This is a genomic window from Haloterrigena turkmenica DSM 5511 (assembly GCF_000025325.1).
Classification (GTDB): domain Archaea; phylum Halobacteriota; class Halobacteria; order Halobacteriales; family Natrialbaceae; genus Haloterrigena; species Haloterrigena turkmenica.
The window spans coordinates 1221623-1245507 of the sequence record NC_013743.1 but is presented as its reverse complement, the minus strand read 5'-3'; the positions used below and the strand labels follow the sequence as shown (position 1 = coordinate 1245507).

The following is a 23885-nucleotide window of genomic DNA, read 5'->3' as shown; positions in this document are numbered from 1 at the left end:
CCATCCCTGCGCATAACGAAGGGACGCTCCGTCGATCAGTAGCCGATGGCGGGGCAGGAACAATCGGAGCGCACCGACGAGTACAGGGTGAGAACGTACGAGAAAGGAGATCGAGACGGCGTTCTCTCGTTGCTCGAGACCGAGTGGGGACACCGACCGAGTACCGACTGGTTCGACTGGAAGTACGTCGACGATCCGTACCTCTCGCACGTCCCGATCACGCTCGCCGAGCGGGACGGCGAGATCGTCGCCGTGCAGGGGTACGTCCCCTGCCGGCTCCGCCGCGGCGAGCGCACCGTCCTGGCGCTCAAACCGGTCGACGCGGTCGTCCACCCGGATCACCGGCGAAACGGGCTCTACTCCCGAATTACCGAACGCGGGATCCGTCGCTACCGGCGACGGGAATCGGCGCTGTTCTTTAACTTCCCGAACGCCGCCTCGCTCGGCGCACAGGAGCAACTCGGCTGGTCCGAGGTGGCCGTCGTGCCGCTGTACTACAGGGTGCAACGGCCCGGCGACCTGCTCCCGGACGGGCCGGCCGGCGAGTCGATCGGACGAGTGGCCGACGCCGTTACGCGAACCGGGCTCCGTCTCTGCGATCGGTTTTCGCCGGCGGACGGGACGTACGACGTCGAGCGATACGCATCGCCGCCCGCCGACCGCCTCGAGTCGATCTACGAGACGCAGGTTCCCCGATCGTTTCACGCCCTTCGCGAGGCGCGGTACTACCGGTGGCTCTTCGACGCGCCGACGCTGGAGCACACCGCGTACGTGGCCACCCGCGACGGCCGCCCCGTCGCCGCGCTCGTCACGCGATCCGGCGGCGAGGACGGCGTGCTCGTCTTCGATTCGGTGCCGCTGGCGTCGCGCCACGACGCGTTCGCCGACCTGCTCGCGGCGGTCGTCGCCGACAACGCAGACGCCGACGTGCTGTCGGTGACCGACGGGACCCTGCCGCCGTCGCTGCTCGCCCGCTTCGGCTTCGTCAGTTACGAGCTGCCGCTCGTCTCACGGTTCTGTCACCCCACGTATATGGCGGTTCGTCCTCTCCGAAACGGGGACGACGTCGGCCCGTTCTCGCGGCGCGCGCTCGCCGATCCGGAGAACTGGTGTCTCTCCTTCCTCGAGGTCAAAGATTAGGTCGCCGACGACGCTACCGCGGATCGCCGCTGCGAGCGGCGGCCGTCGGAACTTCTTGCCCTCGCAGGGTCAACCGTTACCCGCCGATTCGTGGTAGCGGTCCGGGAATGACTCAAATCGGATACACCCTCTCGAGCGAGGAGCACGGCCCGAACGAGCTCGTCGACATCGCCCGGCGCGTGGAGGAGGCGGGCTTCGACTTCCTTTCCATCTCGGACCACTTTCATCCGTGGGTCTCGGCGCAAGGCGAGTCTCCCTTCGTCTGGTCGACTCTGGGCGCGATCGCCAACGAGACCGACGATATCGAGGTCGGCGTCGGCGTCACCTGCCCGACGATCCGGATCCATCCGGTCAACGTCGCCCACGCCGTCGCCACCGTCGACGAACTGTTCGGCGACCGTTTCACCTTCGGCGTCGGCACCGGCGAGAACTTGAACGAGCACGTTACCGGCGAGCGCTGGCCGGAACACGACGTCCGCCTCGAGATGTTGGACGAGGCGATGGACGTCATGCGAAAGCTGTGGACCGGCGAGACGACGAGCCACCACGGCGAGCACTACACGGTCGAGAACGCCCGGCTCTACACCTGTCCCGATGAACAGCCGACGACGATCGCCAGCGCGTTCGGTCCCCAGACCGCGAAGTGGACCGCCGACAACGCCGACGGTCTCTGGTGTTCCGGCCCGAAGGGAGAGCCCGTCGAGGCCTACGAGGACGCCGGCGGCGACGGCCCCAAATACACACAGCTGCACGGCTGCTACGCAGACAGCGAGGAGGCAGCGATCGAGACGATCTACGAGCAGTGGCCCAACGGCTCGATTCCGGGCGAACTCGGCCAGGAGCTGCCGACGCCGGCCCACTTCGAGCAGGCCGCCCAGATGGTCGAGAAAGAGGACATCGCCGAGGCCGGGACGACCACCGAGCCGGACGCGCAGGCCCACATCGATAGCATTGAGGAGGCCGTCGACGCCGGCTACGATCACGTCTACTTCCACCAGATCGGGGACGAACAGGAGAAAGCGATCGAACTCTACGAGGAGGAGGTGCTGCCGTCGTTCCGGTAGGCTCGCGGCGAGCGTGGGGGCCAGCGCGTTCGCGGCGGACTCAGCAGGCCAGCGCGACGAATCGGTTGATCGCCTCGTCGTCGCCGGCGACGATCAACACGTCGTCCTCGCGGACGACGAACGCCGGGCCGAGATCGGTTAGCAGTTCGCTGTCACGTTCGACGGCGACGACGGTGCAGCCGGTCCGCGCCCGCAGGTCGATCTCCCCGAGGCTCTTCCCGGCGATCTGGGGCGCGGTCGTCCGGACGAGTTCGAACTGCGTCTCGGGCGTGAGGATCTCCTCGTCCTCGATCAGCACGGAGGCGAGCATCCGGCCGGTCACCGTCGACAGCGAGAGGACGTACTCCGCGCCGGCGCGGTAGAGCTTCGGGATGTTCTCCGTCTCGTTGGCCCGCGCGATGATCTCGATATCCGGGGAAACCTGTTTGAGAACCAGCGTCGCGTAGATCGTCGTCGCGTCGTCGTTGACGGTCAGCAGGACCGAGCGGGCCTCGTCCGTGCCGGCGGCCTCGAGGACGTCCTCGTCGGTGATGCTACCGGTGATGTCGACGCCGGGTTCGTCCGCGAGATCGACAACGGTGGTCGAGACGCCGTTACTCGCCAGCGTCTCCACCGCGGTCCGACCGACGACGCCGTAGCCGCCGACGATCACCCGCTCCGGGCGGTGCTCGAGCGTCGAGACCGTCCGCGCTTTCAGTTCCGTGAGGTCGTCGCGACGGCCCGCGACGAGCAGGATCGTGTTGCCGTCGATTCGGTGATCGGGACCGGGAACCGGAACGAACTCGCCGTTGAACCACGCGCCGATGACGGTGATCCCCATCCGATCGCGGATCCCAGACTCCGCGACCGTCCGGCCGACGAGGTCGCTGTCGTCCTGGACGAGCAGTTCGGTCACCTCGAGGTCCTCGCTGAGTTCGATCGTGTCGCGGAGTTCGGACGACAGCGTCGTCGTCGCCTTCGTCGCGAGGCTCTGGCCGAGCACCCGTCGCGGACGGACAGTCTCGTCGGCGCCCGCGTAGCGGTGGTAGCTCGCGACGTCCTCGTCCTCGACCACGCTGACGATCGTGAGAGCGCTCGAGAGCTCCCGGGCGGTGAGGATCACGACCGCGTTGGTCTCGTCGTCGACGTCGGTGACGAGCGATCGCGCCTCGTCGGCGTTGGCCGCGCGAAGCGTCTCCTCCTGGTCGAGTTCGCCGTGGATGGCCTCGGTCCCGTCGTTGGTGAGGCCGACGACGAGCTCGGGATCGTCGTCGACGAAGACGTACGGGATGTTCGCCGCCTCGAGTTCATCCGCGAGCACATCCGACCGCGGCGAGTAGCCGCAGATGACGACGTGGTCGGTCAGGTCGGTCGACTCCGGCGGGCGGTCCTGCAGCGCCTGCTGGAACAGCGGGACGACCAGCAGCGGCAGGGCGAGAAAGACCAGCAGAACCCCCGTGAGGTTCATCGCGACCACGAAGAGGTTCATCGTGGTGCTGTCCCACGACGCGTCGCCGCCGAAGCCCGCGGTCGTCAGCGACTCGATGACGACCTGGAGCGCCTGCGCGAACGTCTTCGTCTCGCCCTCGAACGCGGCCATGCCCGCCCGATAGAGCCACGCGTAGACGACGACGAGCGCGAAGACGGCGCCCATCGAGAGCGCGAGCCGGCGCCACCAGTGATTCATTGGCGAACCGTGCCCGTTGCGCCCCTATGTAACTTCCCAACTCTCTCCGTATCGTCCGTTGACCGTCGCAAGGAGAGGTTCACGCTCGATGCCGGCTACGATCGCGTCTACGTCCGCCGGATCTGCGACGAACAGGAGAAGCTGATCGGGTTCTGCGAGGAAGACATCTCGCTGCCGTTCCGGAGAGAGGACGGCAGCGTACGAGTCTAGGATAGAGATCGTGGCGGCTCGCTACACTCTCGAGTGGGATTCGATCTCGATACCCGACTCGGACACCGCCGTCACCTCGCCGGCGATGGACGCGTGCTGGGGGATGCTGATCCCGTCGGAACTGGGTCTCGCGATCCGGTCGCCGACGTCGACGTGATCGCCGACCTCGACGACCGGTTCGGCGGGGTCCACGACGTCCGGCTCCGGGTTCGTCGCGAGCGGGATCCGGACGCGGGACGGATCGATCATCGCGGTGGGTTCGAAGTCCACCTCCCGGTCGGTCCACTCGTACGCCTCGAGCACGTCGATCCGCCCCTCTCCGTACGTATTTTCCGCGACTGTTTCTTCGTCGAGGACGAGCAGACAGTTCGTGTGCTTGCGAACTCCGTACTCGTCGGGGGACACTTCGACGGGGAAACACCAGCCCGGTCCACCGTCGGCGAGCACTGCATTCGACGGCAGCGTTTCGGGCGGACGGCCAGCCGTTCGCAGCAGTTCGCTCGCGGGCGTCCCGATCGGAACCTCGAGGAATCGATCTCGCGGTACGTCGCCGCTGACGTGGACGTACTTGTGTGTCACTGGCTCGCCGTCCGAAAGCGCACGAAAGATATTGTACAGGGTCTCGGTGTTCTGGACGAGCCAGCCGTGATCGGTCGGAAGATCGGTTCCGATAACCGTGCCGTCGACTGTCTTGAGCAGGACACTTTCCATCCCGTACTGGTACTTGTTCTCCGTGTAGGCGAACACGACGCCCGATTCCTCGTCCCGGTCGAGCGGCAGTTCGGCCGGTGGAATCACCGTTCCACCGGTTTCGGTCTCGAGGTCCCGCACGTATTCATCGCGGTCTTTCCATTTCGCGCTGACGACGATCCGGTCGAACGCTCGCTCGAGCAATGCGTCGAACAGCGCGGCGAACGTCTCCGCGCGGGTCTTCCCGAGCCACTTGTCGATGTAGTAGTTCGGTTCGCTCTCCTGGTGGTTCACCAGGAGGGAATCGACCGCGTCGAGGTCCGTCCACTTCGCGTAGGACGGAAAGCCGGCGCCGCCCGCGCCCGCGACGCCGGCCGCCCGGATCAGGTCGCTCCCCTCGGTTCGAACGTCCGGCCACTCCGCGTCACGAGCCGGCTGCACACGTGGAGTCGTCATGACACGTGGAGAATCGTCCGGCACGATCGTTCGACTTGATCCGCATCTATGAGGGGTGTTTATAACCCCTCCTGGCGGCGTTCGATCCGCCGTCCGTCGGTCCGTCGAGACGGTAGCTTTGTAGGCAGCAGCGGACGTATCTCGAGCAGCGAAATGCGCTATCTCGAGGTGACCCTGCAGCGACCACCGGCCGAGCAGCATCTAATGCACCAGTTCATCGTCGAACACGAGGGGTATACCGCATCGAGGCTGCTCTACGGCCATCAGTACGGCGACGAATACGCGATGCTGTTCTATATCGACGGTCCACAAGTCCCCTACGAGCACGCCCTCGAGGACGCACCCACGGTGCTCGATTACGAACTCGCACCGTGTCGCGACGATTCCTTCTACCTGTACGTGCGGGAGTCGCTGACGGGGGCCGACCGAACGTTCGTGAACGCGATCGAACAACCGGGTCTGATCATCATCCCGCCGGTAGCGTTCCGCGCCGACGGGACGATACGACTGACGGCGGTCGGTCCCGACGAGGCGATCCAGACAGCGGTCGACGACGTGGCCGATATGGCGCACGTCGACGTCCGCTCGATCGGTACGTACTGCGCCGGGCGAATCGACACGCGGGCGGATTTGACCCAGCGCCAGTTCGAAGCCGTTTCCGCGGCCGTCGACTGCGGCTACTACCACACGACCCGGGACGGGTCCCTCGAGGACGTCGCGGATCGGCTGGATTGCTCGAGCGGGACGGCAGGGGAGTTGCTCCGGCGGGCCGAACGAACTGTCATGGAAGGGCTCGTCCACGGCGGGCCGTTCTGAGAGCGACGGTCTGTCGCGGCATCGTCGCGAGGTCGCGGGATCGTGCCGCCCGGATTGCCCCGAAGGCAAGGCATACCCGAGACTATCCGCATCGAACACACATGAACCACCGACGACTCGGCTCGACCGGACGCGACGTTTCTGAGGTCGGCCTCGGCACCTGGAACATCGGCGGCAGTTGGGGCGACGTCGACGACGAAACCGGCCGCGAGGTCGTTCGCGCCGCGATCGATGCAGATATCGACTTCATCGACACGGCGGACGTCTACGGCGACGGCCGAAGCGAGCGCCACATCGGCCACGTCTTGGACGAGCGCGACGCCCACGACGACGTCTTCATCGCGACGAAGGCCGGCCGGCGACTCGATCCCCACGAGGCGGATCGGTACGACTACGAGAACATCTCCGAGTTCGTCGCTCGGAGCCAGGAGTACCTCAACGAGGAGACGCTGGATCTCTTGCAGTTGCACTGTCCGCCGACGGAGGCGTATTATCAGCCCGAGACGTTCGACGCCCTCGAGCGACTCAAAGACGAGGGCGAGATCGCCCACGCGGGCGTCAGCGTCGAGAAGGTCGAGGAAGCGCTCAAAGCGATCGAGTACGATGTCGTCGAGACGGTCCAGATCATCTTCAACCCGTTCCGCCAGCGCCCGAACGAGCTGTTCTTCGAGCAGGCCAAGCGGAACGATATCGGCGTCATCGTCCGCGTTCCCTACGCCTCGGGCCTGCTGACGGGCGCGCTCGAGCGCGATCAAGAGTTCGCCGAGGACGACCACCGCAACTTCAACCGCGAGGGCGAGGCCTTCGACGTCGGCGAGACGTTCGCGGGCGTCCCCTACGAGACCGGCCACGACGCCGTCGAGGCGCTCGAGCCCCACGTCCCCGACGACCGCTCGCTGGCCGAGTTCACGCTGCGCTGGATCCTCGACCACGAGGCCGTCTCGACGGTCATCCCGGGGACGACCTCGCCGGAGCACGTCCGCTCGAACGCCGCGGCGTCGGACCTCGACGCGCTCTCGAGTCAAGCCCACGGCGCGGCTCGGGACGTCTACGAGGAGTACGTCGCGGAGCACGTCCACCACCGCTGGTAGCGCCGCGAGGGTCCGTCGCGTGAGAGCGCGTCGAACGGATCGCGGACGCACTCGAATAATCCTCGGCACCTCGTTTCTCATCGACGTGCTGCGGGGCGAGAAAACGGTCGAAGAAGCGGTCCGAACCGTCGATAACCGCGGTACGGCACACGTGAGCTCGGTGACGGTGATGGAACTCTGGGAGGGCGTTCATCTCGCAGATTCGTCCGAGGACGAGCGAACCGTGGTGAAGAACCTGCTGACCGACGTTCGAGAGTTACCGTTTGATCGCAAATGCGCGATGACCGCTGGAGAGATCAATGCGACGCTGCACCGGAACGGCACGCCGATCGAAGACGCAGACGTGATGATCGCTGCCACTGCTCTCGTCCACGACGTTCCTGTCGTGACGAACAACGTGGACCGCTTCGAGCGAATCGACGACCTCGAGATTCTCACGTATTGATCGCCGCTTCCCCATCCGTTTTGCCGTTCGCGCCGAAACCGCCGCGCATGGAGTACACGACGCTCGGTAACACGGGCACGACCGTCTCGAGACTGTGTTTCGGTACCTGGCGCTTCGCGAAGGAGAGCGGCGGGACCGTCGAGACCGACCGCGAGGAGGCCCACGACCTGCTCGACGCGGCGTGGGAGCAGGGCATCAACTTCATCGACACCGCGAACGTCTACGGCGATCCCAACGGCACCAGCGAGGAGTGGATCGGCGAGTGGCTCGAGGATCGCGACGTCCACCGCGAGGACGTCGTCATCGCCTCGAAGGTCTACTTCCCCTTCGACGGCCGGGGCGAGCCCGGCCCGAACGACTCCGGGCTCGGCCGCAAGCACATCCGCGCCCAGATCGAGGGCACCTTGGAGCGACTCGGCACGGACTACCTCGACGTCTACTACATCCACCGCTGGGACGAGGACACGCCGATCCGGGAGACCATGCAGACGCTCACCGAACTCGTCCGCGAGGGGAAAGTCCGCTACCTCGGCGCCTCGACGATGGCCGCCTGGCAGCTGACGAAGGCGCTGTGGACCAGCGACGTCGAGGGCCTCGAGCGATTCGACGTCACCCAGCCGATGGTCAACGCGGCCCAGTACGACGAGGTCGGCGACTACCTCGACGTCTGCGCCGACCAGGATCTGGCCGTCTGTCCCTACTCGCCGCTTTCGGGCGGCTTCCTGACGGGCAAGTACGACCGCGCCGAGGACGGCTCCGTCGAGGCGCCCGACGGCTCTCGCGGCAGCCTCGACGAGATGTTCGACGACTACTACGCGACCGAGCAGGCCTGGGACGTCCTCGAGGCCGTCGAGTCCGTCGCCGAGGAAGTCGACGCCTCTCCGGCGCAGGTCTCGCTGCGCTGGCTGATGGACCAGGATCGGTTCACCTGCGTCCCGATCGTCGGCGCGCGGACACCCGAGCAACTCGAGGAGAACGTCGGCGCGGTCGAGGTCGATCTCAGCGACGAACAGTTCGAGCGGATCGACGCGGCCCGCGGTAGCGACGAGTAGGTCGGAGCACTCGTCGTTTCGAGTGCGGGCTGTCGAGAACGCGTTTCGTTATTTCGAGTACGGCCAAAAGCGTCTCGAACCGCCAGTCGGCGGTCTCAGAACAGCGACCCGGTGAGCACGAGCGCGTCGACCAGCACCGCGACGAGGACGGCCCCGAGGAAGGCGTTCGAGGCGTGGAACGCCCGGAACGCCGCGGCCTCGGTCTGTTCGAAGTGGAGTCGAACGGCCGCCCAGAGGAAGATCCCGCCGAAGACCGCGACCGTGGCGGCGTACAGCGCGCCAAGGTCGGTGATCCAGGCCAGCGCGACCGTGCTCACGAGCGTCGCCGCGAGGTAGTAGATGATCTGCTTTCGCGTTTCGGTCTCGCCGCGGACGACGGGCATCATCGGGAAGCCGCCGCGGGCGTAGTCGTCCTTGTAGGCCAGCGCGAGGTTGTAGAAGTGCGCCGGCGTCCAGAGGAAGATCACGCCCGCGAGCGCCAGCCCCGGGAGCCCGATCTCGTTGGTGACCGCGGCCCAGCCGATCAGCGCTGGGAGCGCGCCCGCGGCCCCGCCGATAACCGTGTTCTGGACGGTGTTGGGCTTGAGGACGAGCGTATAGACGACGCTGTAGAAGATGATCGCCGCGAGGCCGAGCGCGGCCGCCAGCCGGTTAATCGTCAGGAAGACGCTCAGCGAGGCGACGGTCAACAGCCCGCCGAAGGCCAAGGCGTTGCGAACGGGGACCAGGTCGGTCGCCAGCGGGCGATCCGACGTGCGGGACATCTTTCGGTCGACGTCGCGTTCCAAGACGTGGTTGAAGGTCCCCGAGGCGCCGATGGCGAGGACGCCGCCGCCGAGCGTCGCCAGAATCGTGTAGCGGTCGAGCGACGGCCCGGCGGCCAGTGCCATCCCCGCGGCGGCGACCAGACAGAGCAGCCACATCAGCCGCGGCTTCATCATCTTGAAGTACGCGAACGCGGTGAGCCGCGCTCGAGCGAGCCCGCCCTCGGGCAGGGTGCGGCCGCCGCCGGACGCGCCCTCGCTGATCGCCCCCTCCTCGAGGGGTTCGGGATCGATCGCGTCGTCGTCGCTGCCGGTCGCGAGCTCGAGGTCCCAGGCGAGCGCGATGACGACCGTCCCGAAGATCACGAGGCCGAGTGAGAGGTGGAGGCCGGGTACGATCGCCGCAGAGCCGAACATCGCCGTCGCGGCGCCGACGCCGACCTGAATAACGTAGAGGGCGGCGGCGAGGACGATCGCCGCCGTAACCCGCCGCGAAACGTCGCCGAGGACGGCGGTGACGGCCGTCGCGGCGACGAGCAGGCCGACGATGACGGCCGCGATCCGGTGGCCCCACGCGACGACGAGTTGGGTCTGACTCAGCGGATCGACGGGCGCGTGACAGGTCGGCCAGGTCGAACACGCTGCGGTGGCGTTCGTCAGCGAGGTCGTCGCGCCGACGATCAACAGGAGGTAGATGCCCAGCGCGGTCGCTGTCAGCAGTGCGGAGAAGCGCTGTCGAGTGTCGATCGGACGGGGAAACGGCGCTGATTCGGTTACCACGGCTATTCTCGTCTACACCGTTCGACTCCGCGTATTTATCGTTCCCGCTTCGTCCCGCTTCCCGGGAATACGATCGCGGCCAGATGGCGCCCCGATCGCCCTCGAGTCGCGATCGCTGAAACGAACGCGGAGAGCAATACGTGACGATCGCGTAGGGGGCAGTGTGCACTCGACCGACCGATCGCGGCCGACCGCAGAGAGCGAGGGCGGGGCCGAGAGCCATCCGTCCGACCGTGAACAGGGCGCCTCGGTGACTGATCTCCAGGGTGATGAGCCGGCCACGCGATGTCCCTACTGCGACCGGCCGTTTCGCGAGCGGCGACTCGAGGCGCTCCATCGCGGCTTCGATCACCCGGATCGCCTCTCCGACCGCGAGCGGGCCGCCTTCGAGCGGGCCTACCTCGCGGAGCGGCCGGCGGTCCGCCGGTATCGATTGTTCGCGCTCGGCGCGCTGATTCTGGGGTACTTCGGGCTGCTGTTCGTCTACGCGATCGTTCTCTGAGTCCGCTCGAGTCGACCGGCGGATCGACTCGGAGAGTGCCGGCGTGACGGGGGGCTCGAGACGACGCGCGGGGAACAGATACCGACGCCGGTCACATCCCCATGTCCTCGGCCGCCCCGGGCACCGGCAGGTCGTGGGGGGCGACGCCGAGCAACTCCGCGGCGTGGTCCAGGGCCATGTCGAACCCGTAGTAGCGCTCGAGTTCGTCGCCGTCGGCCGTCGGACGCACCTTCAGCATGGCGTACCCCTCGATGTTCTGGGCGATCGCGGCGGTCGCGCCCGGGCGGGCCGCCGCGGCGTCGTCGGTGACCTCGAACGCGAGGCGGCGTTCCGACTCGGTCTCCGTGTATGTCGCTTTGATTCCGTGCTCCGCGGTAGTTCGATCGTCGGTTTCGTCGTTCATGTCGGCCACTCGCGGGTCGAGAACCGGGAAGGTATCGATTTCCCTCGCGGTTGCGGTCCCGAACCCGGGGCCGAATCGCTCGAGCGCGGGAATCGGTACCGATTTTTCGGTGCCGCGAGAGGCTCCGGTCGTGAACCGGACGGAGCCTCGCGAGTCGCCCCGACTGATCGCGACGTTCCGACGCACGCGGTCGGTCGCCGTCCAGTGGGTCGTCGTCTCCGCGGTCGGCTTTTTCGGCTTCGCCTACCTGTTCGGACACGTCCGCGCGGCGATTCTCGACACCTCGCTCGAGCCGATCATCGTGCCGGTGTTCGCACCCCCGGACGCACTGCCCTGGCTCGTCGCCTCGGTGGGTCTCGTCGCGCTGATCGTCGTCCCCCACGAACTGCTCCACGGCGTCTTCATGGCCCGCTACGGCGGCGACGTCGGCTACGGGGTCGACGCCGCGTACTTCGTCCTCCCGTACGCCTACGCGAAGACCGACGGGACGAGCTACACGCGCAACCAGTTGCTCGTCGCCCTGCTGGCACCGTTCGTCGGAATCACGGCCGTCGGGCTGGCGGCGATGATCGTCCACCCATCGTCGCTGGTGATCGTCCCGCTCGCGGCCAACGCCGCCGGCTCGATCGGCGACCTCTGGATGGCCGGCGTCCTCCTGCAGTATCCCGCGGACGTCCGCGTCGGTCCGCTTCCCGACGGCGACGCGCAGGGGTTCGGGATCTACGGCTCGAGTTCCACGCCCGCCGAGGGCGGCCGCCGGCCGGGAATGCGGTTCCTCTCGCGGCTCGTCGTCGGCGCCGTCGGGACGCTGGCGCTGCTCGCGACCGCGCTCGTCGCGACGGTGTTCGTCTCGCTGGCCGTCGGCTCGGGGACCGTCGTGATCGGCGAGCCCGGAAGCCGGTGGTTCCTCTTCCGCCACGAACTCGCTTCCGGCGCGGGGGCGGTCCTCCTCGAGTTCGGAACCACTACGGGACTCGCCGCCGCGGCCGCCGGCGGACTCGCATGGGCGGGGACCCGGGAGTGCTATCGCGCTCTCGTCCTCGATCGATCCGACTGACGGCCGCGAGCCGAACCGTAACGCTCGAGCGTCCGCGACGTCAGGACCGGACTATGAGCAAGTGGCTCCGGAGCGGTCGCCGCCGCGACATCTGTTTCCTACTGGCCGGCGCCGAGGACGGCGAACTGCGCAGTCAGCAGCTGAAGTCGCGCCTCGAGTCCCACTACGACGAGCATCTCGATCCGAAGTCGTTCTACGGCTCGCTGTCGGCGCTCGAGGACGCGGGTTTCGTCGAGAAACACACCGAAGGGCTGTACGACGTCTACGCGCTCACCGCGGCCGGCGAGCGGCGGGTTCGAGACCACTACGAGTGGGTTCGGAACTGTCTCGCGGGCGGCGACTCGAGCGAGTAGCCCGTTCGGTCGTCCTCGTTCGCCGCCCACACGTCGACGAATGTACCGTCTCTGACGGTCGAAACCGGACGGCTGCGGTCGGTGTTGCGCCCGTCTCGTCTTTCTCTACGACGCAGTTCGTTGCAGGTCGACGTCGTCCTCTCGCTGACCGCGACCGTCAGTGGTGTAGTCAGAGAGATAGCGTGAAATACGCCGCTCCCGATCGTGTTATTTAGCAAACACTACCTCGAAATGAGGTGATTTCGGATATGAAATTTGGGCTAGATTTAGTTCGTATACGCCGAAGCATAGACTCTGGAGAGGAGACAAGTCCGGACACCGAATTCTGAACTCTGCTGCTAACGCACGCCTCCGACGTCGAGGCGCCAGTCACGATCTGTTAGTAATCGCGGACGATCAGCAACATACTAGATTCAATTGCGAACCAGTGTATGAACAATTTCACTAATTAGTGGAGAAGGTTTATGTTTGGTCAAATTCCTTCTCAATTACCGAATGGTGCGAAACGTAGGACGTCGATCCCGCCCTTCGATGGAGTCCTCCGGGAATTCACGATCCGACGAACCGCGCGAACTCTCTCAGGACGAGATCTTCCACATCCTCCAGACGAATCGCAGACGAGACGTGATCGCCTATCTGCTGGACAGAGCGGAAACGGACCCCGTCAAGATGCGCGACATCGCCGAACTCGTCGCGGCGAAAGAAAACGAGACGACCGTCGAAAACCTGACCTCGACCCAGCGCCAGCGCGTCTACATCCCGCTGTACCAGAGTCATCTGCCGAAACTGGACGAGGAGGGGATCATCGAGTACGACAAACCCCGCGGCATCGTCCGTCCGTCCGATCGACTCGAGATCTTTCGCCCGTATCTCGACGCGACGAACGCGACCGCTAGCGACGACCGATCGACCGACGACACCTCTCGAGGATCGGTTGCGCGTTCGAACAGCGAGTATTACGTCGGGGCGATCGGCGCGAGCGTCGGCCTGCTGGCGGCCTCCGCGTCCGGTTTGCTCCCGATTTCCGGACTGCTTCTCGCGGCGATCACCGTCGCGCTGTTCGGTCTGGCTCACGTCGCCGCGACGCTCGCCGTTCCCCACTCGAGCGACGACGCCGACGATAGTCGCCCGCTCTACTGACGGAACGCGTCCGAGCGGACGGCCGCACGGTCGGACACTCGATCGGTGATCGGCGGGACTCCCTACTCCTCGAGCAGCTGGTCGCCGATCGTGTTCCGCAGCACTTCGCTGGTCCCCTCGTAGATCTCGTTGAGTTTCGCGTCGCGGTAGAACCGTTGAGCGGCGAAGTCCTTGGTGTAGCCGTAGCCGCCGTGGATCTGAATCCCCTCGTTGGCGACCTCGCGACTCACTTCGGAGGCGTAGAGTTTGGCCTGAGAAGCGTCCTTGATGTAGTTCTCGCCGCGAATCTTCTTGTCCGCCGCTTTGTGCATGAGCATCTTCGCGGCCTGGATCTTCGTGTCCATGTCGGCCAGCTTGTGCTTAATCGACTGGAACTCGCCGATGGGTTGGCCGAACTGCTCGCGCTCGTTGGCGTAGTCGCGAGCCTCCTCGAAGGCCGCGCGGGCGATACCGACGCCGCGGGCGGCGATGGTGATCCGGCCGCCGTTGAGCGTCTTCAGCGCGTGGACGAAGCCCTCGCCCTCCTCGCCGAGCCGCCGGGACTCGGGGATTCGCATCTCGTCGAATCGGAGCTCCGCGGTGGGACAGCCCTTGTCGCCGAGCTTGTCTTCCGTTCCCTCGACGATGAAGCCGTCGTCCTCCTCGGGACGGACGATAAAGGAGGTGATGCCCTTGTTGCCCGCGTCGGGATCAGTCTTCGCGAAGAGGGTGACCGTATCGGCGACGGAGCCGTTCGAGATCCAGAGCTTGCCGCCGTTGATCACGTACTCGTCGCCCTCCTTTTCCGCGACGGTATCCATCGCGGGAACGTCGCTACCCGCGCCCGCTTCCGAGAGCGCGAACGCGCCGATATCTCGCCCCTCTGCCAGCGGCGTCAGGTACTCCTCCTTCTGGGACTCGTCGCCGAACTCGTAGAGCATGTTCCCGGCCAGCGACGTGTGGGCGGCGACGATCGTGCCGAGACCGCCCGAACCGCGGGAGATCTCCTCGAGTCCGATCGCGTAGGAGTGGTAGTCCAGTCCGGCGCCGCCGTACTCCTCGGGGAACGGCATCCCCATCAGGCCCAGTTCGGCCATCTCGCTCACGAGGTCGGCGGGAAACTCGTCGTCGTGATCGATCCCCTGAGCGACCGGGACGACCTCTTCGTCGACGAACTCCGACACCATGTCGCGGATCTGCTCCTGTTCGGGTGAGAGTGAGAAGTCCATGCGCGAGCTATCGAGACGCGCGTTGTTAGTGGTATCGTTCCGCACGGACGTTTCGACGGTCGGTCGGGCGAAACAAGCCCGACCACTGCGGTCGGGAAGCGTCGACGCCGAGCCCGAAACGGGCACCGAGCGACGCTCAGTTCGGAGCGATCGTCGCGAGGGCCTCGTCGATCGGTTCGTCGCCCGAGAGGAGTTCGAAGGTCTCCCCGATCAGTTCGTCGTGCTCGAGCGCGACCACGAGCGTCCGGGCGACGTCCTCGCGGGGGATGTCGCCGGCGTCCAGCCCGATGTCGTCGCCGACCTCGACCGTCCCGGTGCCGGAGTCGTTCGTCAGTTCGCCCGGACGGACGATCGTCTCGTCCAGTCCGCTCTGGCGGAGATACTCGTCGGCCTCGGCCTTGGCCGTCAGGTAGTCCTCGAGCGCGTCGGGGCCCGACACCGGGTCGTCGGCGCCCATCGAACTGAGCATGACGAAGCGATCGACGCCCGCCGCTTCGGCGGCGTCGATCAGGTTGATCGCGCCGTCGCGGTCGACGCCGTAGACGTCCTCGCCGCCCGAGCCGGCGGCAAAGATGATCGCGTCGCAGCCCTCGACCGCGTCGGCGACGTCCTCGGTCAGATCCGCCACGACGGGGTCTCCGCCCAGCGCTTCCACCTCGTCGGTCTGGTCCGGATCGCGGACCATCGCTCGAGCGGTGCCGTCGCGCTCGGCGAGCAGTTCGGTGACGTGCTGTCCAACCTGTCCGTGTGCGCCGGCGACGAGTACGGTCCGAGTCACGTCCGTGCCTTGGCCGCGCGTCGGGAAACGAATTGCGTCGGGAGGTGCCGGGGCGCAGTCTCCCCGCGTTCGATCGCGCCGGATACCGGGCTCGGCCGGCGACTCTCACGTCGACCGGAAGAACACGCCGCGACCGGGGTGTTTTTCCCGGGAGAGGTCGAAAAGGACTCGAGTAGATGACCACGGGCCAGCCCGAACCTCCAACTGACGCCGACCTGGAGTGGTGTTACGACGCGGTTCACGGCGTTTCGCGGACCTTTTCGATCACGATCGATCGGCTCGAGGAGCCGATGGCGAGACACATCTGTCTGGGATACCTCCTCTGTCGGGTCGCCGACACGATCGAAGACGCGGGACACATTCCGCCGGAAACGCAGACGGAATTGCTCACCGAATACGATCGCGTGCTCGATCCGGACGCCGACCGGACCGTCTCGGAGTTCATGGCCGACGTCGAGCCGTGGCTCCCCGAGGAACGCAGCGAGGACTGGGAGGTCGTCGCCCAGACGCCGCGGGTGCTGCGGACCTTCGAGTCGCTGGACGACGAGCCCCGCGAGATCATGCGCGAACCAGTTCGAGAACTCGTCGACGGCATGGCGATGTTCACCGACCGGTACGCCACCGAGGGCGGGCTGCGCCTCCAGACCATCGAGGAACTCGAGGAGTACTGCTGGTACGCCGCCGGCACCGTCGGGACGCTGATCACCGGGCTGGTCGCCCGCGGCACCTCTCGAGAGCGTGCCGACGAGATGCGGGAGAACGCCCGATCGTTCGCCCTCCTCTTGCAACTGGTCAACATCGCGAAGGACGTCGAGGACGACTACCACGAGGAGAACAACGTCTACCTCCCCGCCGAGTGGCTCGCGGCGGAGAACGTCGACGTCGAGGAAGTCACCGACGAGGCCCATCACGGTGGCGTCACGAACGTCATCCAGCGGGTGACAGGCCGCGCCGAACGCTACCTCGACGACGCCCAGCGCTACCTCGAGGTCGTCCCCGAACACCACGGCAACCGGCTCTCCGCGTGGGCGATCCCCTACCTGCTGGCCGTTGGAACGCTCCGAGAGCTTCGCGAGCGCCCCGAGGACGTCATCCGCGAGGGCGACGTCAAGGTCTCTCGAGCCGAGGTCTTCGCGTTGCTCCAGCAGTTCGAGGACGGCGTCTCGCGGTCGAACCTGGCCGAACTGCGCAAGGAGATGGCGGAGAAACCGTTACACCACTGACTCGTTTCTCTCGGTCGTCCGTTCAGCACGCGCCCGAGAGCGCTACGTGACGCTCGAGTGTCCGTCCGATAGCGCCGCGTTCGGCCCCGAGATCGGTCCGTTCCCCTATCCTTCCCCTTCGGACTGGTAGGGCTCGCCGACAGCGTGGCGAGGGAGGAGGTTGAACACTTCCGACTCCAGATCGTCCATCGACGAGAACTCGTCACCGCCCGACTCGGCGACGAGGTCGCCGAGGTTCTCCTCGCCGTCGGCCAGAACCAGCGTCACGTCGTCGCACTGATCGGCGACCGCGTCCCGAGAGATCGGGTAGTCGAGTTCCTCGAGCACCGGCTCGATGTCGTTGAGGTGGACGTTTCGGCCCATGACGAGACCTTCGACGCCAGTCCGCTTACAGCTACGCATGCGTCAGCGATCGTGACGATCCGCGCCGAACAGTTCGCTCATCCGCTTTCCGCGTGCCGTTCGGTTCGATTCCGACCTCGAGCGGTCAGTCGACGCCGAGCGCGAGCCGTCGACCGAGCAGCGCGAGCGGGTAGCCGAAGACGGCGACGGCCGCGACCCAGGGCAACAGGAAGAGGCCGTACAGGGCCGGTCCGTAGCCGAACACGGAGACGGGAGCGACGCTCGCGATCGCGGCGATCGGCGCGAGCGCGGCGACCGCGACGAGCGCGACCGGGAACCGTCCGCGCTCGGCGGTGTATCCGATCGGGAGACAGAGCGCGGTGGCCGCGCCGAAACAGAACGGGACCGCGTACACCGGCGGACCGGCGAGCAGGAGGGCGACCCCGCCGGCGACGACCGTCGCGAGGAGCGACAGCCCGACGAGCCCGCGGGTCTCGAGCCGACGGCCGAGGCGGCGCGCCCCGCTTCCCAGCAGGGCGTAGCCGACCCCCAGCGAGGCCAGCGCAACGGCGCCCGGCGCGAGGCCGGCGTCGGTCGCGGCCACGCCGACGACGAGGAAACCCGCCGCGCCGACGGCGCCGACAGCCGCGATCAACCGCTCGAGCATCGCGGCGTCGAAGGCGGCGATCCCCAGGTCGGTTCGACCGATCGTGACGCCGACGAACCCGACGAGGAGGCTGAGCGCGACGCCGCCGCGCACCCCGTGCTCGAGGGCTGTCGGGCCCGTTTCGAGCCCGATCGTAGCGTAGCCGGCCGCCGTGCCGAGAACGCCGCCGCTGCCGTAGGTGACGTACGTCTGTCCGCCGAATTCGGCGTCGTCCGTCCACGTCGCGGTGTTCCCGTCGACCGCGGCGTCCGGGACGCGGTTCGTGATTCCCGTCCCTTCGGGTGCGTGAATCGTCACGCGCTCGGCCGTCCGGCCGTAGCGAGCGTTCGACGTCCCGACGGCGAAGTAATCGACGATCCAGGCGTCGCCGATGCCCGGCCTGGCGACGTCGTCGACGGCGTACTCGACGACTACCGTCTCCTCCTCGAGCGTCGACTCGACGGCGCTGACGTCGCCCTCGGCCGCGTGATAGGGCGCCCACGCGTCGTCGACCGCGGCCTCGAGGGCGCTCTCGTTAGCTCGGTACCGCTTGGCGGCCGAGGAGTCGACGGGAACGCGGGCCCGCCAGAGCGAATCGCCGCGCTCGTCGACGTAGATATCGAGGGTCCCCGACCCGGTCGCGCCGTCGATCCCCGCCCTGTCGGTCGCCTCGATGCTACAGACCCCGCAGAGTTGCGTCGGCGGCGGTGCGCCCGCGACGGCGGCGATTCCCGTGAGGCCGACGAGACAGAGGAGGGCGACGATCGCGAGGCGGGAGGGGCGCATATTTTTATCGTTCGAGTATAGGATATAAAAACATTGAGGTGGATCTGACGGAGACATTCGACGGGCGATCGCGGTCCGGACTATACACGGTGTGACCCGTACTCACTCGGCGCCCAGTTCGGTTCGAACCAACTCCTCGAGCCGATCGAGCCCCAGTTCGAGTCGATCGCGATCGTTCGCGAAACTCAGCCGGAGGTGTCCCTCCCCGCCGTCGCCGAAGGCCGCTCCCGGCGCCGTGACGACGCCCTGCTCGTAGAGAAGTCGCTTGGCGACGTCCACGCTCGAGCCCTCGAGCGCGCTCACGTCGACGAACGCGTAGAAGGCTCCCTCGGGTCGAGCGACGGAAACGTGGGGTGTCGACTCGAGGCGGTCGACGACGTAGTCCCGGCGGGAACGGAAGGCAGCGATCATCTCGCGGAACGGCTCCTGAGGCCCGGTCAGCGCCTCGATCGCGGCGTACTGGGCGGGCGTGTTGACGCAGGAGGTCGTGCTCTCGTGGATCTTCGCGATCTGTGCGACGACGTCCTCGGGGCCGGAGAGCCAGCCGACGCGCCAGCCGGTCATCGCGTAGGCCTTCGAGAAGGAGTCGATCGAGAGGACCCACTCGTCGCGGTCGACGACGCTCGCGACGCGGGGCGGAATCTCGTCGTAGGTGAGTTGTCTGTAGACTTCATCGGCGAGCACGTAGGCGTCGTGTTCGGCCGCGGCCTCGACGACGCGTTCGACGGCGTCCGCGGCGTACGCCCGCCCGGTCGGGTTCGAGGGCGAGGTCAGCGTGACCGCCGCCGTGTTCTGTCCGATGGCGTCGACGATCCGCTCGGGATCGGGTTCGAACCCCTCCTCGGCCGGCATCGGCACCTCGACAGGGACGCCGTCGGCGAGTTTCGTCTGCGAGATCGGGTTCGGCCACGCGGGCGTCGGCACGACGACCTCCTCGCCGGGATCGACGACCGTCTGGATCGCGAGGTGCAGCGCCTCGACGCCGCCGTTCGTGACGACGAGTTCCGACTCGGGATCGACCGTCAGATCGCCGTCGGCCGACAGCGTCTCGGCGATCGCCTCCCTGAGCGCCGGGAGGCCCGCGTTCGAGGTGTACCGGGTCGCTCCGTCGCGGGCGGCCTCGAACGCCGCGTCGACGACGTGTTCCGGCGTATCGAAGTCGGGTTCGCCGAACTCGAGGTGGACGAGGTCGACCTCGTCCCCGTGCTCGCGCTCGTACTCGGCGGCGAGTTCGAACATCACGCGGATCCCCTGTGGCTCGATTTCGCGGACGCGGTCGGAGAGCCGATCGCTCTCGGTCCCGCGTTCGGTGTCGGATTGGGAGGCGGACGATCGATTCATTGCGCGAACCGATGTCCGTGGACGGCAAGAAGATTTGGTGTCGGAACCGACGTGAGGGTCCGTCCGTGGACTTCGGTAACTCGTGTCTCCAGACTCGAGGTGATGACTGCCGACGCGAGGACTACCCATGCCGGCTGCCGACTCGAGGTCGTTACTCGCGGAGCTACTCGTACTCGTAGAACCCCTTGTCGGTCTTCTTGCCGAGGTCGCCGGCCTCGACCTTCCGCTTTAAGAGGTAAGCGGGCTTGTAGCGGTCGCCGAGTTCCTCGTGGAGCGTCTCGGAGGCGTGCAGGCAGACGTCCAGCCCGATGTGATCGGCTAGCGTCAACGGGCCCATGGGGACGTTCGTGCCGAGTTCCATCCCCGCGTCGATGTCCTCCTTCGTAGCGACGCCCTCGTCGAAGGCCCGGATCCCCTCGTTGATCCACGGCATCAGGATGCGGTTGGTGACGAACCCGGGTTTGTCGTCGGCCTCCCAGGTCGTCTTCTCCAACTCCTCGGCGAGGTCGTGGGCGAGCTCGGTCGCCGCGTCGGTCGTCTTCTCGCCGACGACCACCTCGACGCCCTCCATGATCGGAACGGGATTCATGAAGTGCAGGCCGATCACTCGCTCGGGATGTTCGAGGTCGCTCGCGATCGAGGTGATCGAGAGCGTGCTCGTGTTCGTCGCGAGCAGCACGTCCTCGTCGCAGACCCGCTCTAAGTCCGCGAACACCTCTTTCTTCACGTCCATCTCCTCGAGGGCGGCCTCGACGACGAGGTCGCAGTCCGACAGGTCGTCGATGAGCGTCGTCCCCTCGATCCGATCGCGGATCGTCTCGGGATCGTCCGCTATGGCGTCCCGGCTCTCGAGTCGGCCGAGGCTGGCATCGATAGTCTCGAAACCGCTATCGACGAACTCCCGTTCGATGTCGCGCATCACGACGTCGTAGCCGTGCGTGGCGGCGACCTGTGCGATGCCGCTGCCCATCGTTCCCGCGCCGACGACGCCGATCCGCTCGATTCGGTCGCGAACCATGCCTCGAGTTGCACGCACCGACTGGTAAACGTGGGGGCGGGAACCGGAACTAGAATTATAAGCCGCTGGGAAAGTCGGGTAAACTATGCAACAGGACGGGATCCAGTTCCACAACGTCGGCGATAGCCGACCGGTCGAGGGTCGAGACGGACAGTTGCTCCAACGCGTTCCGGAATCGGTACGGACCGAACTCAACGACGGCGCGCAGTCGCGGATGCGCCATCCCGCGGGCGTCGAACTCCGGTTCGTCCCCGACGGTTCCGCGACGGTGACGCTCTCGACGGTCTCCGGTGGAAGCGCCGAGGAGGGGACCGTCCGCGTCTTCTGGGGGCCGATTCAGGGCTCGACCGAGGTCGTCGTCGGCTCCGAGCCGACGGAAATCGAGGTCTCGCCGCCGGAGAAGCTCGCCGACCTCGAGCCGTCGGCCGTCGAGGACCTCGCGTTCGATCCCCGCGTCTGTCGGATCCGGCTACCGGGCGAACACCGCGGCGGGCCGATGGTCTACCACGGCGTCGAGGGCGAGGTCCGACCGCCTCGCGACGCGGAGCTCCCCGACCGGCGCTACCTCGCCTACGGCACCTCGATCACCGAGGGCGAGGCGCCGCTGGCCGAGCACCTGACGTACGTCAGCCAGACGGCCCGCCGGCTGGACGCCGACCTCATCAATCTCGGCTCCTGTGGCACCGCCTACTGCGACGCCGCGATGGCCGACCACATCGCCGAGCGCGACGACTGGGACGTCGTGACGCTCTCGGTCTCGGTGAACATGGTCGGTACGTTCGACCCCGAGACGTTCCGCGAGCGGGCCGCGAACCTGATCGACCGCGTGGCGAGCGCCCACCCCGAGAAACCGGTCGTCGCGATCACTATCTTCCGGAACTCCATGGACGTCTGTCGGAGCAACGGCGAGACCGAACTCTGCGAGCGATTCCGCGAGGAACTGCGCGAAATCGTCGCCGAAACGACCCATGATAACGTCCACCTCCTCGAGGGCCCCGAACTGCTTCCCACGATCGGCGGGCTCACCACGGATCTGGTCCACCCCGGCGACAACGCGATGATCACGATGGGCGAGACCCTCGCCACCGAACTCGAGCCCCTGATCGAGGACTGATCGGCGGACCGTCGGCGTCGAACGCTCGTTCACTATATCGATACATTCACTCGAAGGTAACATTCAAGGATCGAGGGTGTGAGCTATCGGTAACTGGTGAACCGTGTGAGCAAGAACGACGCCGTCACCGAACGGGGAGGGAAGGGGGGCAACGAGACCACCGGCGCAGCCGACGCCGACGTCGGCGCCGAAACGGTTGATCTCGGGATCGGCATCTCGGTCGATATCGACGTCGAGGACATCGACGAGGACGCCGACCACGTCGAACTCGCGTTCGACGAAGACGACTATCACGACTCGGCCGACGAATCGGTCCGGGACCGGACGGACGATGGGAAACGAGGCGACCGCGACGGCCGCGGTCGCGGCCGCGAACTCGAGACCGGCGAGCGGGAACGCCTCGAGAACGCCGGCGTCGATCCCGACGCGGTCCGCGAGAAGGAGTACTCCTACCGGCTGTTGCTCAACGCGGGGCTCGACGAGGCGACCGCGGACACGCTGCGACGACGGTTCTCGCTGCCGTGGTCGTTCGAGGGCGACGGCGACCTCGAGCGGCGCTCGAGCGAGGTGCGCGGTCTCGGGGCCGCTGAGCGCGAGTGGATCGCGGTCAGCGGGGACGAGGACTGGCAGTCCTTCGAGTACGAGCACTCGCCGATCGCCGCCGTCGAGCGCGACAGCCCCTCGGAGCGGCCGTATCCGAAACCGACGCCCGCGACGGCGGTCACCGGCGTTGGGCCCGACGACGCAGCCCAACTGGCCGAGGCCGGCGTTCGATCGGCGGAACGGCTGGCGACGGTGAGCGCCTTCACGGTCGCCACCGCTCTCGATCTCGACGTCTTGCACGTCCGGAGCTGGCGGCACAACGCGCGGGAACTGCTCGATAACTGACGGGGATCGCTCGAGTCGACTCGAGCGGCGCTGTCTGGCTAATAACTACGAATGTACGTAATTTCGATAATCCGGACCATCAGAGATATATAGCGGCCTAGTGGACCGTCTAACAGATGATTCCGATCGACGACTCCCCGATCGTTCGCGACGGCAAGTCACTGATTCTCGCGATGGACCACGGGCTCGAGCACGGGCCCGTCGACTTCGAAGACGTTCCGGAGAAGCTCGATCCGTCGACGGTCTTCGAGACGGCGACGCACGACGCCGTCACCACGATGGCCGTCCAGAAGGGGATCGCCGAGGGCTACTACCCCAGCTACGAGGACGACGTCAACCTCCTGTTGAAGTTAAACGGGACGTCGAACCTCTGGATGGGCGAGCCGGACTCGGCGGTCAACTGTTCGGTCGACTACGCCGCCGAACTGGGCGCCGACGCCCTCGGATTTACCGTCTACGGCGGCTCGAACCACGAGATCGAGATGGTCGAGGAGTTCCGCGACGCTCAGGAGAAGGGCCGCGAGTACGACCTCCCGATGGTCATGTGGTCGTACCCGCGCGGACAGGGGCTGAAAAACGACACCAAGCCGGGTACCATCTCCTACGCGACGCGACTGGCCCTCGAACTGGGCGCCGACATCGCGAAGGTCAAGTATCCCGGCAGCAAGGACGCGATGGCTCACGCGGTGCAGTGTGCCGGCGACATGAACGTCGTCATGTCCGGCGGCTCGAAGACCTCCGACTACGAGTTCCTCTCGACCGTCGAGGCCGTGATCGACGCCGGCGCGACGGGGCTGGCCGTCGGTCGCAACGTCTGGCAGCGCGAGGATCCCACCCGGCTGCTCGATGCCCTCGAAAAGGTCATCTACGAGGAGGAGACCGCCGACGCCGCACTCGAGCAGACTGAGTAGG

General features: G+C 66.7%; 24 protein-coding genes. 14 read left to right on the top strand and 10 right to left on the bottom strand.

The window, feature by feature from the left end:
- Positions 1-45 precede the first annotated feature (45 nt).
- Together HTUR_RS05890 and HTUR_RS05885 are read left to right on the top strand one after the other, a co-directional pair.
- The gene (locus tag HTUR_RS05890) at positions 46-1140 is read left to right on the top strand and encodes a GNAT family N-acetyltransferase (protein ID WP_012942387.1); all 1095 of its coding nucleotides are present in this window, start codon (positions 46-48) and stop codon (positions 1138-1140) included.
- Positions 1141-1247: 107 nt separating this feature from the next.
- Positions 1248-2204: a TIGR03557 family F420-dependent LLM class oxidoreductase gene (locus HTUR_RS05885; protein WP_012942386.1), complete on the top strand. Its 957-nt coding sequence runs from the start codon at positions 1248-1250 to the stop codon at positions 2202-2204.
- A gap of 40 nt (positions 2205-2244) precedes the next feature.
- On the opposite strand, the gene HTUR_RS05880 is transcribed toward HTUR_RS05885, so the two are convergent.
- Positions 2245-3870, bottom strand: coding sequence for a potassium channel family protein (locus HTUR_RS05880; protein WP_012942385.1), 1626 nt, complete (start codon positions 3868-3870; stop codon positions 2245-2247).
- Positions 3871-4101: 231 nt separating this feature from the next.
- Positions 4102-5226, bottom strand: a complete 1125-nt coding sequence (locus HTUR_RS05870; RefSeq protein ID WP_012942384.1) for an NADH dehydrogenase — start codon at positions 5224-5226, stop codon at positions 4102-4104.
- 153 nt (positions 5227-5379) lie between these two features.
- On the opposite strand from HTUR_RS05870, the gene HTUR_RS05865 reads away from it, so the two are divergent.
- The 4 genes from HTUR_RS05865 (at position 5380) to HTUR_RS05850 (ending at position 8630) form a co-directional block, all read left to right on the top strand.
- Entirely contained in the window at positions 5380-6042 is a 663-nt protein-coding gene (locus tag HTUR_RS05865) for a helix-turn-helix domain-containing protein (RefSeq protein WP_012942383.1), read from the top strand.
- 101 nt (positions 6043-6143) lie between these two features.
- Positions 6144-7133 carry an aldo/keto reductase gene (locus tag HTUR_RS05860; RefSeq protein WP_012942382.1) on the top strand — a complete coding sequence of 330 codons (990 nt, stop codon included), beginning with the start codon at positions 6144-6146 and terminating at the stop codon, positions 7131-7133.
- A 19-nt stretch (positions 7134-7152) separates the two neighbouring features.
- Positions 7153-7578: a PIN domain-containing protein gene (locus HTUR_RS05855; protein ID WP_226377482.1), complete on the top strand. Its 426-nt coding sequence runs from the start codon at positions 7153-7155 to the stop codon at positions 7576-7578.
- A gap of 47 nt (positions 7579-7625) precedes the next feature.
- The gene (locus HTUR_RS05850; RefSeq protein ID WP_012942380.1) at positions 7626-8630 is read left to right on the top strand and encodes an aldo/keto reductase; all 1005 of its coding nucleotides are present in this window, start codon (positions 7626-7628) and stop codon (positions 8628-8630) included.
- Between the two features lie 95 nt (positions 8631-8725).
- On the opposite strand, the gene HTUR_RS05845 is transcribed toward HTUR_RS05850, so the two are convergent.
- Entirely contained in the window at positions 8726-10174 is a 1449-nt protein-coding gene (locus HTUR_RS05845; RefSeq protein ID WP_012942379.1) for a heme o synthase, read from the bottom strand.
- A 163-nt stretch (positions 10175-10337) separates the two neighbouring features.
- On the opposite strand from HTUR_RS05845, the gene HTUR_RS05840 reads away from it, so the two are divergent.
- The gene (locus HTUR_RS05840) at positions 10338-10676 is read left to right on the top strand and encodes a DUF7410 domain-containing protein (protein ID WP_012942378.1); all 339 of its coding nucleotides are present in this window, start codon (positions 10338-10340) and stop codon (positions 10674-10676) included.
- A 91-nt stretch (positions 10677-10767) separates the two neighbouring features.
- On the opposite strand, the gene HTUR_RS05835 is transcribed toward HTUR_RS05840, so the two are convergent.
- Positions 10768-11079: a DUF7111 family protein gene (locus HTUR_RS05835; RefSeq protein ID WP_012942377.1), complete on the bottom strand. Its 312-nt coding sequence runs from the start codon at positions 11077-11079 to the stop codon at positions 10768-10770.
- Positions 11080-11209: 130 nt separating this feature from the next.
- On the opposite strand from HTUR_RS05835, the gene HTUR_RS05830 reads away from it, so the two are divergent.
- The 3 genes from HTUR_RS05830 (at position 11210) to HTUR_RS05820 (ending at position 13629) form a co-directional block, all read left to right on the top strand.
- Positions 11210-12136 carry a DUF3267 domain-containing protein gene (locus HTUR_RS05830; RefSeq protein ID WP_012942376.1) on the top strand — a complete coding sequence of 309 codons (927 nt, stop codon included), beginning with the start codon at positions 11210-11212 and terminating at the stop codon, positions 12134-12136.
- Positions 12137-12189: 53 nt separating this feature from the next.
- Complete coding sequence (locus HTUR_RS05825) at positions 12190-12489, top strand: PadR family transcriptional regulator (protein ID WP_012942375.1); 300 nt, start codon at positions 12190-12192, stop codon at positions 12487-12489.
- A 531-nt stretch (positions 12490-13020) separates the two neighbouring features.
- Complete coding sequence (locus HTUR_RS05820; protein WP_012942374.1) at positions 13021-13629, top strand: DUF7344 domain-containing protein; 609 nt, start codon at positions 13021-13023, stop codon at positions 13627-13629.
- 62 nt (positions 13630-13691) lie between these two features.
- Here HTUR_RS05820 and HTUR_RS05815 read toward each other — a convergent pair whose 3' ends face one another.
- Positions 13692-14837, bottom strand: a complete 1146-nt coding sequence (locus HTUR_RS05815) for an acyl-CoA dehydrogenase (protein WP_012942373.1) — start codon at positions 14835-14837, stop codon at positions 13692-13694.
- 136 nt (positions 14838-14973) lie between these two features.
- Entirely contained in the window at positions 14974-15615 is a 642-nt protein-coding gene (locus tag HTUR_RS05810; protein WP_012942372.1) for an SDR family oxidoreductase, read from the bottom strand.
- Between the two features lie 176 nt (positions 15616-15791).
- Here HTUR_RS05810 and HTUR_RS05805 point away from each other — a divergent pair, with 176 nt between their 5' ends.
- Positions 15792-16838 (top strand): phytoene/squalene synthase family protein, encoded by a 1047-nt coding sequence (locus HTUR_RS05805; RefSeq protein WP_012942371.1) that lies wholly within the window; start codon positions 15792-15794, stop codon positions 16836-16838.
- 105 nt (positions 16839-16943) lie between these two features.
- On the opposite strand, the gene HTUR_RS05800 is transcribed toward HTUR_RS05805, so the two are convergent.
- The 4 genes from HTUR_RS05800 to HTUR_RS05785 all read right to left on the bottom strand — a co-directional run bounded on the left by HTUR_RS05800 (position 16944) and on the right by HTUR_RS05785 (position 20971).
- Entirely contained in the window at positions 16944-17201 is a 258-nt protein-coding gene (locus tag HTUR_RS05800; RefSeq protein ID WP_012942370.1) for a DUF5789 family protein, read from the bottom strand.
- A 124-nt stretch (positions 17202-17325) separates the two neighbouring features.
- A complete protein-coding gene (locus HTUR_RS05795) occupies positions 17326-18612 on the bottom strand; it encodes a hypothetical protein (protein ID WP_012942369.1) in 1287 nt (428 codons plus the stop codon).
- Positions 18613-18714: 102 nt separating this feature from the next.
- Positions 18715-19953 carry a pyridoxal phosphate-dependent aminotransferase gene (locus HTUR_RS05790; protein WP_012942368.1) on the bottom strand — a complete coding sequence of 413 codons (1239 nt, stop codon included), beginning with the start codon at positions 19951-19953 and terminating at the stop codon, positions 18715-18717.
- 163 nt (positions 19954-20116) lie between these two features.
- Complete coding sequence (locus HTUR_RS05785; protein WP_012942367.1) at positions 20117-20971, bottom strand: 3-hydroxyacyl-CoA dehydrogenase family protein; 855 nt, start codon at positions 20969-20971, stop codon at positions 20117-20119.
- 85 nt (positions 20972-21056) lie between these two features.
- On the opposite strand from HTUR_RS05785, the gene HTUR_RS05780 reads away from it, so the two are divergent.
- The 3 genes from HTUR_RS05780 to HTUR_RS05770 all read left to right on the top strand — a co-directional run bounded on the left by HTUR_RS05780 (position 21057) and on the right by HTUR_RS05770 (position 23884).
- The gene (locus HTUR_RS05780) at positions 21057-22085 is read left to right on the top strand and encodes an SGNH/GDSL hydrolase family protein (protein ID WP_012942366.1); all 1029 of its coding nucleotides are present in this window, start codon (positions 21057-21059) and stop codon (positions 22083-22085) included.
- Between the two features lie 105 nt (positions 22086-22190).
- Entirely contained in the window at positions 22191-22973 is a 783-nt protein-coding gene (locus tag HTUR_RS05775) for a hypothetical protein (protein WP_012942365.1), read from the top strand.
- A 116-nt stretch (positions 22974-23089) separates the two neighbouring features.
- Positions 23090-23884, top strand: coding sequence for a class I fructose-bisphosphate aldolase (locus HTUR_RS05770; RefSeq protein ID WP_012942364.1), 795 nt, complete (start codon positions 23090-23092; stop codon positions 23882-23884).
- The last annotated feature ends 1 nt before the right edge of the window (position 23885 follow it).

Coding starts and splice junctions, on each gene's coding strand:
- HTUR_RS05780 (WP_012942366.1), top strand. CDS start 21,057: ATGCAACAGGACGGGATCCAGTTCCACAACGTCGGCGATAGCCGACCG.
- HTUR_RS05890 (WP_012942387.1), top strand. CDS start 46: ATGGCGGGGCAGGAACAATCGGAGCGCACCGACGAGTACAGGGTGAGA.
- HTUR_RS05865 (WP_012942383.1), top strand. CDS start 5,380: ATGCGCTATCTCGAGGTGACCCTGCAGCGACCACCGGCCGAGCAGCAT.
- HTUR_RS05885 (WP_012942386.1), top strand. CDS start 1,248: ATGACTCAAATCGGATACACCCTCTCGAGCGAGGAGCACGGCCCGAAC.
- HTUR_RS05860 (WP_012942382.1), top strand. CDS start 6,144: ATGAACCACCGACGACTCGGCTCGACCGGACGCGACGTTTCTGAGGTC.
- HTUR_RS05795 (WP_012942369.1), bottom strand. CDS start 18,612: ATGCGCCCCTCCCGCCTCGCGATCGTCGCCCTCCTCTGTCTCGTCGGC.
- HTUR_RS05825 (WP_012942375.1), top strand. CDS start 12,190: ATGAGCAAGTGGCTCCGGAGCGGTCGCCGCCGCGACATCTGTTTCCTA.
- HTUR_RS05880 (WP_012942385.1), bottom strand. CDS start 3,870: ATGAATCACTGGTGGCGCCGGCTCGCGCTCTCGATGGGCGCCGTCTTC.
- HTUR_RS05870 (WP_012942384.1), bottom strand. CDS start 5,226: ATGACGACTCCACGTGTGCAGCCGGCTCGTGACGCGGAGTGGCCGGAC.
- HTUR_RS05835 (WP_012942377.1), bottom strand. CDS start 11,079: ATGAACGACGAAACCGACGATCGAACTACCGCGGAGCACGGAATCAAA.
- HTUR_RS05800 (WP_012942370.1), bottom strand. CDS start 17,201: ATGGGCCGAAACGTCCACCTCAACGACATCGAGCCGGTGCTCGAGGAA.
- HTUR_RS05790 (WP_012942368.1), bottom strand. CDS start 19,953: ATGAATCGATCGTCCGCCTCCCAATCCGACACCGAACGCGGGACCGAG.
- HTUR_RS05820 (WP_012942374.1), top strand. CDS start 13,021: ATGGAGTCCTCCGGGAATTCACGATCCGACGAACCGCGCGAACTCTCT.
- HTUR_RS05815 (WP_012942373.1), bottom strand. CDS start 14,837: ATGGACTTCTCACTCTCACCCGAACAGGAGCAGATCCGCGACATGGTG.
- HTUR_RS05850 (WP_012942380.1), top strand. CDS start 7,626: ATGGAGTACACGACGCTCGGTAACACGGGCACGACCGTCTCGAGACTG.
- HTUR_RS05770 (WP_012942364.1), top strand. CDS start 23,090: ATGATTCCGATCGACGACTCCCCGATCGTTCGCGACGGCAAGTCACTG.
- HTUR_RS05785 (WP_012942367.1), bottom strand. CDS start 20,971: ATGGTTCGCGACCGAATCGAGCGGATCGGCGTCGTCGGCGCGGGAACG.
- HTUR_RS05805 (WP_012942371.1), top strand. CDS start 15,792: ATGACCACGGGCCAGCCCGAACCTCCAACTGACGCCGACCTGGAGTGG.